This is a genomic window from Calothrix rhizosoleniae SC01, from assembly GCF_900185595.1.
Lineage (GTDB): Bacteria > Cyanobacteriota > Cyanobacteriia > Cyanobacteriales > Nostocaceae > Calothrix_A > Calothrix_A rhizosoleniae.
In genome coordinates, this window is record NZ_FYBH01000255.1 from 1 (window position 1) to 8,793 (window position 8,793).

8 protein-coding genes are annotated in these 8,793 nt (G+C 38.9%); 4 read left to right on the top strand and 4 right to left on the bottom strand.

Features of this window, described 5'->3' with window-relative positions:
* Positions 1-55: 55 nt before the first annotated feature.
* Positions 56-1,873 (bottom strand): molybdate ABC transporter permease subunit, encoded by a 1,818-nt coding sequence (modB, locus tag CALSC_RS15170; protein WP_088242163.1) that lies wholly within the window; start codon positions 1,871-1,873, stop codon positions 56-58.
* A 55-nt stretch (positions 1,874-1,928) separates the two neighbouring features.
* Complete coding sequence (gene modA, locus CALSC_RS15175) at positions 1,929-2,744, bottom strand: molybdate ABC transporter substrate-binding protein (protein WP_088242164.1); 816 nt, start codon at positions 2,742-2,744, stop codon at positions 1,929-1,931.
* 94 nt (positions 2,745-2,838) lie between these two features.
* On the opposite strand from modA, the gene CALSC_RS15180 reads away from it, so the two are divergent.
* The 3 genes from CALSC_RS15180 to CALSC_RS15190 all read left to right on the top strand — a co-directional run bounded on the left by CALSC_RS15180 (position 2,839) and on the right by CALSC_RS15190 (position 4,834).
* Positions 2,839-3,273: a TOBE domain-containing protein gene (locus CALSC_RS15180; RefSeq protein ID WP_088242165.1), complete on the top strand. Its 435-nt coding sequence runs from the start codon at positions 2,839-2,841 to the stop codon at positions 3,271-3,273.
* A 180-nt stretch (positions 3,274-3,453) separates the two neighbouring features.
* Entirely contained in the window at positions 3,454-3,672 is a 219-nt protein-coding gene (locus tag CALSC_RS15185; RefSeq protein WP_235006801.1) for a hypothetical protein, read from the top strand.
* Positions 3,673-3,934: 262 nt separating this feature from the next.
* Positions 3,935-4,834, top strand: a complete 900-nt coding sequence (locus tag CALSC_RS15190) for a carbohydrate ABC transporter permease (RefSeq protein WP_088242167.1) — start codon at positions 3,935-3,937, stop codon at positions 4,832-4,834.
* Between the two features lie 233 nt (positions 4,835-5,067).
* Here the strand turns inward: CALSC_RS15190 and CALSC_RS15195 are convergent, their stop codons facing one another.
* Positions 5,068-5,523, bottom strand: coding sequence for a Fur family transcriptional regulator (locus CALSC_RS15195; protein ID WP_088242168.1), 456 nt, complete (start codon positions 5,521-5,523; stop codon positions 5,068-5,070).
* 232 nt (positions 5,524-5,755) lie between these two features.
* Complete coding sequence (locus tag CALSC_RS15200; RefSeq protein WP_088242170.1) at positions 5,756-6,583, bottom strand: HAD-IIB family hydrolase; 828 nt, start codon at positions 6,581-6,583, stop codon at positions 5,756-5,758.
* Positions 6,584-7,278: 695 nt separating this feature from the next.
* Between CALSC_RS15200 and CALSC_RS15205 the strand changes: the two genes are divergently transcribed.
* Positions 7,279-8,694, top strand: a complete 1,416-nt coding sequence (locus CALSC_RS15205; RefSeq protein ID WP_088242169.1) for a DICT sensory domain-containing protein — start codon at positions 7,279-7,281, stop codon at positions 8,692-8,694.
* Positions 8,695-8,793 lie beyond the last annotated feature (99 nt).

An 8,793-nucleotide genomic window follows, 5' to 3' on the forward strand; every position in this document is an offset into this window, starting at 1 on the left:
CTTATTCCTTATTCCTTGTTACTTATTATTTATTACTTATTACTTATTACTTCCCCTAACCTTCCATGACCATTAATCGTATGGGTTCTAAAGATACATACCAAGGTGAAGGTCTATCCATAATTCTCAGCCATTTCTCTTTGAATAGTTCTGCTTGCAGATGATAATCCTGGGGATTATTTGGGGGAGAATGTAATTTAAGAAACAGGGTCATGCGATGGGGTGTTTCACTGCTTCTGACTAACCAACAGGGAAAGGTATTTTCTCGCTCTGGGTTATCAGTAAAGGAAATTTGATGGGCGCGAATACCTACATAAGCCAATGAATGGGGAATAGGTTCTCTAACTTGCAAATGACAATCCCAATCAATAGCTTCCACTATTGGGGATGCTTGACTGCAAGCACGGGAGACATTTTTACAACCCGTTAACTGAGCAACACTGACAGTATTCGGATGTTGAAAAACTTCATACCTGGAACCATGATGTACTTCCCTACCCTGTTCCATGACTAATAAATTTGGACAAACTCGGTAAGCTTCTTCCATATTGTGAGTCACAAATAAGGAAATACCCTGATATTCCCTTAAGATACCTATCATTTGTTGCTCTAATTGACTGCGTAAATGGGTGTCAAGGGCAGAAAATGGTTCATCTAGTAATAGTGCTTCTGGTTGAGAAGCCAAAGCCCTGGCTAAAGCTACTCGCTGCTGTTGTCCTCCAGAAAGTTGATGGGGATAGCGATCGCCTAATCCCTCTAATTGCATTAATATTAATTGGGATTCTATCTCTTGTTTGATGGCAGATTTGGATAGCTGTTTGGGTAAACCAAAAGCAATATTTTGCGCCAAAGTCATGTGGGGAAACAGAGCATAATTCTGTACTAATAATCCCACACGGCGATCGCGGCTAGGTAAATTAATTCCTCGTTGAGAATCGAATAATACCCTCCCGTTCAAGATAATCTGACCTTTGGTTGGTGTTTCTATCCCAGCAATGCAGCGTAAAATCATACTCTTACCTGCACCAGAACCACCCAACAATCCTAAAGTTTGGTTATCAGTTGCAAAGCAAACTTGTAAATGAAAGCCTGGTAGTTTTTTCTCAATGTCTACAATCAATCCACCATGAGTATTCAGTAAATGGGTAGGGTTAATTAAGACACACTCATTTGTCTGATGGCTGGTTCTAGATTTATATCTGACTTTCCTTCTCTCTTGGCGTAATTCTTGCCAGAAATTTACTCCGATAATCCCTGATAAGGAAGTTACTATAATTACCACCGACCAAAACCAAGCTTCATCCATCGCTCCTGATTCTACGGCAAAATAAATCGCCATAGTAATTGTCTGGGTTTGTCCGGGAATATTACCCGCAAGCATCAAAGTCGCACCAAATTCACCCAAAGCACGGGCAAAAGCTAAAGTTGTTCCGGCTAAAATTCCCGGTAGTCCCAGAGGAAAAGTAACTCGCCAAAACCCAACCCACTCGGAAGCTCCCAAAGTTCTCGCTACCTGGAGTAACTTCGGATCTATTTGCTCAAAAGTTCCCAAGGCTGTTTTGTACATCAAAGGGAAGGATACTACTATAGCAGCGATCGCAGCACCATACCAAGTAAAAACAATACTGAAATTAAAAGGCTCCATGAGTTTACCCACAGGGCCATTTCTACCGAAAAATAGTAGTAGCAAAAAACCAACAACAGTAGGTGGTAAAATTAATGGTGAAACAAAAATACCTTCAATTAAAGATTTAGCTTTGCCACGATATCTCAGCATCCAGTAAGCAGTACTAATACCAAGAAAAAAAGTAACAAATGTAGCTAGTAATGCAGTTTTCAGAGATATCCACAAAGGAGAAAGGTCAGCAGGCATAATAATAAGTAATAAGTAATAAATATTTTGGCTATAACAAAGGTTTCTAACAACTTTATTCAGCTAAGTTGAATCCCTGGCTTTCAAACGCAGTTTTGGCACGATTGTGGGACAGAAACTCAATCAAATCCTTTGCTGCTTGGATATTTCTAGTTCTTTTGACCACAGCAACAGGATAGACTACAGTTGAATGACTATCTGCTGGTGCAGTCGCAACAATTTTGATTTGAGCAGAACTTTTAGCGTCGGAAAGGTAAACAATACCAGCATCGACATTACCAGTTTCCACATAGTTCAGGGCTTGACGTACATCTCTAGCAAAAACAGCTTTGGGTTTGACTTGTTCAAAAATTTTCAGAGTCGTTAATACTTGTTTCGCATACTGTCCAGCAGGAACGCTTTTTGGTTCACCCATAGCAATTTTTTGAATGTTTCCCTTACTTAAGTCTGGGAAATTTCTAATCTCAGTTGCTGGTTTTTTAGGTACAATTAAAACTATCTCATTTTTCAGCAAATTTTTGCGGGTATTACCCAGCAGTAAACCTTTTTTCTCCAAGATATCCATCTTGTTAGTTGCAGCAGAGATGAAAATATCAACAGGAGCCCCCTGTTCAATTTGTCTTTGTAAAGAACCAGAACTGCCAAAATTGTAGGTAAGTTTAATATTAGGCTTTTCCTGTTGATACAAAAGCTTGATTTCTGCCATCACATCCTTGAGGCTAGCTGCTGCGGAGATAGTTAAACTTGCAGACTGGTTTGCTGGAGTTGATGTTGAAGAATATTTCGTATGAGAAATTGGACTACAAGCAATAACTAAGATTAAGGACAACAACATCCAACTGAGAAACGAAAATATGTTTCTACTACTCATCAGAAATTTTTGGTAGAGGATTTATGCCTTGCTAGCTTGCTAGGATTGATTATACCTGTATAATTGCCTAATTACCAACTATTTTGGTAAAAGTATGCCTAGAAAAGAACAAGGATGGATTACATTTCAAACCTCGGAAGAGGAAAGAAAGCTGTTGGAAGAATTCTGTCAACTGTCTCAGCGCACGAAAACAGATATTTTACGAGAGCTGGTGCGGGGACTTAGCCAAGACTCTTCACCGCCTCCCATACCAACCACGCAAGAAGAGTCAAAAGCTGAGAAAATTGCTGAGACAGGAACTGCTAAACAACAAAAGCCTTTAAAGGTGAGTTCTCGTAATCTTCTCAAAGGTGTAGTCACAAAAGTGAGGAAAGGAGAAGTTAGTAGTCAAGTAACTTTAAAGGTTGTTCATGAAGTTGAGTTGACTTCAATTATTACTACATCTTCTGTGGAAGAGTTGGAGTTATCCGAAGGAACAGAAGCTTATGCGGTTATTAAGTCCACTGATATTGCTATTGCGAAGGATTAAAAAAAGTTAGGAGTTAGGGAAGAAGTATTTTTATACTCTCTGCTCAGCAAATAATACAGGGAACAGCAACAAATAAATTCTCCATTTTTATCCTCTTTGTGGGGTAAAACCACTCAGGGGTTAAGTACCGTGGCGGTCGATCCATTCTTTGCATAGAATTGCGAGCGTAAGAAGCCAAAATTGGCACTGAGAATATACGGAGTTATTGTCATGGGTGCAGATGGAGAAAAAATGCTTTTACAATATCTCAAAGATCGTGGCGGATATGCCCGATTGAGTGAATGTAGGCAAAAAAGCGTATTGCAACTCTTGGTAGAAAAAGAATTAGTTAGGGTAGTACGTCACTGTAGAAATCATGATCAGCCACATACTTGGTTTGTTGAGTTGATGTATCCATAAACTCAATCATATCTAAGTACAAATAGATTTATCCCTGTGTTGTGATTTGATGAACAAAAAACATAAATCCTCTATTAGTAGGTTTTATAAGATTATCTAATCGACATGGCAACCAGATTCCTAAGTAATAATTTTCTGATTATTTTTTACTTATTACTTAAGTCCTTTGGCGCAGCCGCACTTCCTGTCTGGGAATCTGGATGTCAGGCATTGAGATTAGGTATAATATTTTTTCCTCACAGTCACAACAGAGGGATATATAATGTCCGTAAATAGGAATTGGATTCCACATCGGCTGACTCCTTACTTGTTTTTGTTGCCAGCCCTATTTATTTTAGTATTAACGGTATTTTGGCCAGCACTACAAGCTTTTTATCTGAGTTTTCATCGTATAGAAGATATTACTTTTAGTCAGCCACCCCAGTGGGTTGGTTTAGATAATTTCCAGAAGTTACAAAGTGACAATGCATTTTGGCAGACTTTGGGGAATACCTTAATTTATATTGTCGGTGTAGTGCCAATTTTGGTAATTTTGCCCTTAGTATTGGCGATTTTAGTCAATCAAAAACTTCGGGGAATTAATTGGTTTAGAGCCGCTTACTATACCCCTGTTGTCATATCTACGGTAGTAGCAGGAATTGCTTGGCAATGGTTGTATAAAGAAAATGGTTTACTCAATCAGTTACTTAAATATTTTCATCTTTCCCAAGAAGGGATTCCTTGGTTAACTAGCCCCAATTTAGCTTTGTTCAGTGTTATGGCTGTGACTGTGTGGAAGGGATTGGGCTATTACATGGTTATTTATTTAGCGGGTTTGCAATCTATCCCTCAAGATGTGTACGAAGCTGCAGCCATTGATGGTTCCGATGGAATTGGTAAACATTGGGATATTACAGTGCCATTAATGAAACCTTATTTAGCATTAGTAGCTGTAATCTCAGCTATTTCGGCTACCAAGGTGTTTGATGAGGTGCAGGTGATGACTAAGGGACAACCGGGAAATAGTTCTAAAACCATTGTTTATTATTTATATGAGCAAGTATTTCCTAATTTGGAATATAGTTATGCCTGTGCCATTGGGTTGGTGATATTTTTCATAATTTTGGGGTTATCAATTTTGCGATTGGTGGTAAGTAAACAAGGTGATAGTGCGTTTCCTTAATTATCAAAGCTAGCTAGAAAATAGGGGTTAGGTGTTAGGGGTTGGGGGATAGGGAAGAGGCATTTATGACGCTTCGCGTTAAGCTGCGCTAACATTCTTGGGGGAACTCCAAGAAATAAATTACCCAATTTTTGTCACCAAAATGACTTTCCCTGCTCCCTGCTCCCTGCTCCCTACTCCCTACTCCCTACTCCCTACTCCCTACTCCCTACTCCCTCGTTAATTATTACTTATTACTTATTTAACCCTTCTCTCAAATGACGATAACCATAAAAATTAATACTGTAATCAGTTATCTTTACTCCTGTTTGCTCTTCTACAAAACGAATTAAATCTTCTGGTAAATCGATATGAACATCCAGAAGTTGATCTGTATCCAGACAGTTAACATGACTGTGAGAATCACTAATATTACCGTATAGACGACCATCACAACGTTCTATACACTCAATGATCCCCTGATTAGATAAGGCTTCCAAATTTTGGTACACTGATGTGTGTCCGATGTCTTTTCCCTGCTGATTCAAGCGATCATAAATTTCCCGTGCAGAAAGATGTTCATTAGCTTGCCAAAGTAATTCCAGAATGAAGCGACGCTGGCGGCTAACTCGCATACCCAGCATTTGGCATTTCTCAATGGCATCTTCTAAAGAACGAATGGGTTTTGTTGATATCGCTTGCTTTTGCATATTTCCAGTCTTTCTAAATATTGGGTTATTTTCCCTTTTTTTATATTTCTTCGTTTATTGTATCGATGGCAACTATTCTTAACTTACATTTACTCCTACAATCGTGGTTTTGCGTTAAATTAATCCGGTAATCGCAGTACTGAGCATGAAGAGTTGTAACAGTTGCTGGTTGATATCTGCTGATTTCCTATTTCTAAATCGAACTCATTACAACTTTAGCTTAAAATAACCGTTAATGTCCACTTGTATCGGTCATGCCTTGATCACCTTTTGCTTGGAGAATTAATCCTGCTAATTCGCAAAAGCCTTCCCCTTCTGCTGCGGAAGTCACATAAGTCGGTTTATGGGTTAATTGATGAGTATACTGCAAAATATTGGCAACACCTACAGAAACAGGAATATAGCTGGGATCAAATAAACTTTCATCATTAGGACTGTCACCAATAGCGATCGCATTTTGAGGAGAAATTTGAGTCCAGTGAGTCTGCAATAATTGTAACAAAGCAGAGCCTTTATCCTGTCCCAGGGGTTTAATATGACATTGGACAGTACTATAAGTGAAACCCCAACCCATTTCTTGACACAGACAATCCATGCTCTGTAGTTCCTCAAGAGTCAAATTAGCGATATCAAATGTCCAGTCGGTAATTCGGAAGGAGTTATCTGCAGATTCTTGAATCTGGGGAAATTTTGCTTTTAATTGGGCAAAAACAGCTGCTAATTGCTGACGATGAATAGTTTGGTTCTCAATAGAAGTTAATAAAATTGGTGCTTCATCATCAAATACATAACATAAACCCCCATTTTCTGCGATCGCACCTGCTATGGGCATCAAGTGACTGATCCCACTTACCCAACCCGCAGAGCGTCCGGTAACTATCAGTATTTCGATTCCTAATGCGGTTAAATTTTCCAGATTTTTGACTAATTTACTAGTGAATTTACCTGCTACAGTTAACGTGCCATCCATATCTGTGGCAATGAGACGTATATTTTGCCAATGGTGACTAGATAAAGACTCAGATAATGGCAGTAGCTTTCGCCCTGGACTAATGTGCATAATTATGGGGACATTCAATTTTGGATTTTGGATGTTGGATTTATCAGCCCTTCTGCCTTCTAAGCAGGGGCGCAGGGGGCAGGGAGCAGGGGGAAGGGGAAGTTCTATACCATACCATTTTGCAAGAGGAATGGGACAGATGGGTCGGGACATGGCACCAGTAAGATAATTTTACATACCAAAAGAGTTTGGATGCCGTGCCCTTACGAAAAATGTATGTGTCGCAAACATTATTTGAATTGGTATTTAGATAATTGATGGTGAAGATTTTTTTCATCGGGACTACCTTTCCCGAAGGTCAGATAAATTTTTTTGGAGTTGCTATTGACTAATCTGAAAGATTAGGATAACTACTTATTGAGTAACAAAAATAAATACCATAGAGTAATTTTACTGTTAAACTCATTGATTATGTATGCATAAATCAAACACTTACATGGAAAATTCCAGGGATTCTATTTAGATAATGATACTCTTGACCGAAAAGTAAAAGGATATAAGCCCCTAAATTTATTTATGGAAAAATAAGAAACAATTGTGCCGTGATGCATAAGCACTCTTTCGCAATAATTCATTACTTCAAGCCCCTGACTTTAGACATGGGGTCAATCCAAAATCCAAAATCTAAAATTGTCTGACTACAACTCCCTAAAATTAATTATTTTTGTTTCCTTTCTTTAAATTGTGCTGAATTCATGAATGTTTCTCCGGCTCCAGATCTATCCCTGTATCAGTTAGCTTTGGGAGAGCAAGACTCACCTGAAGTATTTCCCCTAACTTCTGCTACTTTGCTATCCTTGGTAAAGTCACAAATTGACTTACTGATTGAACAGCAGATTACAGCCACGTTATGGGTAAAATTACCACCGGGAAGTATTTGGCAATCAGAAGTTACCCGTTATGATGATTCTGCATTAGGTGCAGTACCTACCATCTATAGTTACCATCTGGATAAAAATAATCTTAAAATTGCTGAGGACAATAATCCAAGCTCATCACTGCATCACTTATACTTACAAATTCCTGCTGAGAGCAAATTAAAACGAGAATACTTTTTTATTGTTTTATCACCCCTGTTTTGCAGCTTAATTTTGGCATATCGCCCACAAAAAAAGCAGGCTGAACCAAAGCCGGGGAATGTCAACCAGAAGAAAACAGCATCTTTGTTAGGAATCACCTGCTTTGCAGGCAACATTATTCAACGAGTGTTAGATGGTATTTACCAAGAAATAGCCCCAGAAACATTATCTAGGGATTTTGTTTGTCCAGCAATATCAAAACCAGAATTAATCAATCAACTATTAGCAAAACAAATTAAAAGACAAGACGAAATTAGTCGTCAAGTCATCACTCAAAAGATTTCCAAGGTACAGCAGCAAAATCAGAACCTGCAAAATTCCTTGGCAAATAAAGATGAATACTTAAGCCATGTGTGTCAAGAATTACGTACACCTCTGACTCATATGAAAACAGCTCTGAGTTTGTTAAATTCTCCTAACATGAAACCCCCTCAGCGCCAACTGTACTTACAAATGCTGAATACTCAATGCGATCGCCAAAATTCATTGATTAACGGAGTGCTAGAATTAGTACAAATGGAGCGTAGTTTAGATAAAACCGCTCTAGAGGCAGTTCAACTTGCAGATGTGGTTCCTGGAGTAGTTAGTACCTATCAACCTTTAGCCCAAGAAAAAGGGATGATGCTGGCTTACACCATACCAAATGAATTACCTCCTGTTCAGTGTGTCACTGGTGGACTGAAGCAAATAGTCATTAATTTAATTTCCAATAGTATTAGATTTGGTACTTCTAATGGGGGACAGGTTTGGGTACGGGCACGTTTACAAGGTGATTATGTCCAATTAGAAGTCCGGGATACGGGTATTGGTATTTCTGACAATGATCTACCGAAAATTTTTGACCGTTTCTATCGCGTACATCCAGCGACAAAGGAAGATCCTGGTGGAGCTGGGTTGGGTTTAACAATAGTGCAGCATTTAGTCCAAGTTAGTGGTGGTTCTATAAATGTCAAAAGTAAATTAATGGAAGGTTCTACATTTACAGTCAATCTACCTCAGGCTGTGGATTCGGGAGTAGGGAGTAGGGAGTAGGGGACAAGGAGGGAAGGAGGGAAGGAGTGAAGGAGGGAAGGAGGGAAAGACAAAAAATCTTAACTCCCAACTAACAACTAACAACTAACAACTAACAAC

Excerpts from the sequence above, each read along its gene's own strand:
- CALSC_RS15195 (WP_088242168.1), bottom strand. The coding sequence starts at position 5,523 with ATGCAAAAGCAAGCGATATCAACAAAACCCATTCGTTCTTTAGAAGAT.
- modB (WP_088242163.1), bottom strand. The coding sequence starts at position 1,873 with ATGCCTGCTGACCTTTCTCCTTTGTGGATATCTCTGAAAACTGCATTA.
- CALSC_RS15200 (WP_088242170.1), bottom strand. The coding sequence starts at position 6,583 with ATGCACATTAGTCCAGGGCGAAAGCTACTGCCATTATCTGAGTCTTTA.
- modA (WP_088242164.1), bottom strand. The coding sequence starts at position 2,744 with ATGAGTAGTAGAAACATATTTTCGTTTCTCAGTTGGATGTTGTTGTCC.
- CALSC_RS15180 (WP_088242165.1), top strand. The coding sequence starts at position 2,839 with ATGCCTAGAAAAGAACAAGGATGGATTACATTTCAAACCTCGGAAGAG.
- CALSC_RS15190 (WP_088242167.1), top strand. The coding sequence starts at position 3,935 with ATGTCCGTAAATAGGAATTGGATTCCACATCGGCTGACTCCTTACTTG.
- CALSC_RS15205 (WP_088242169.1), top strand. The coding sequence starts at position 7,279 with ATGAATGTTTCTCCGGCTCCAGATCTATCCCTGTATCAGTTAGCTTTG.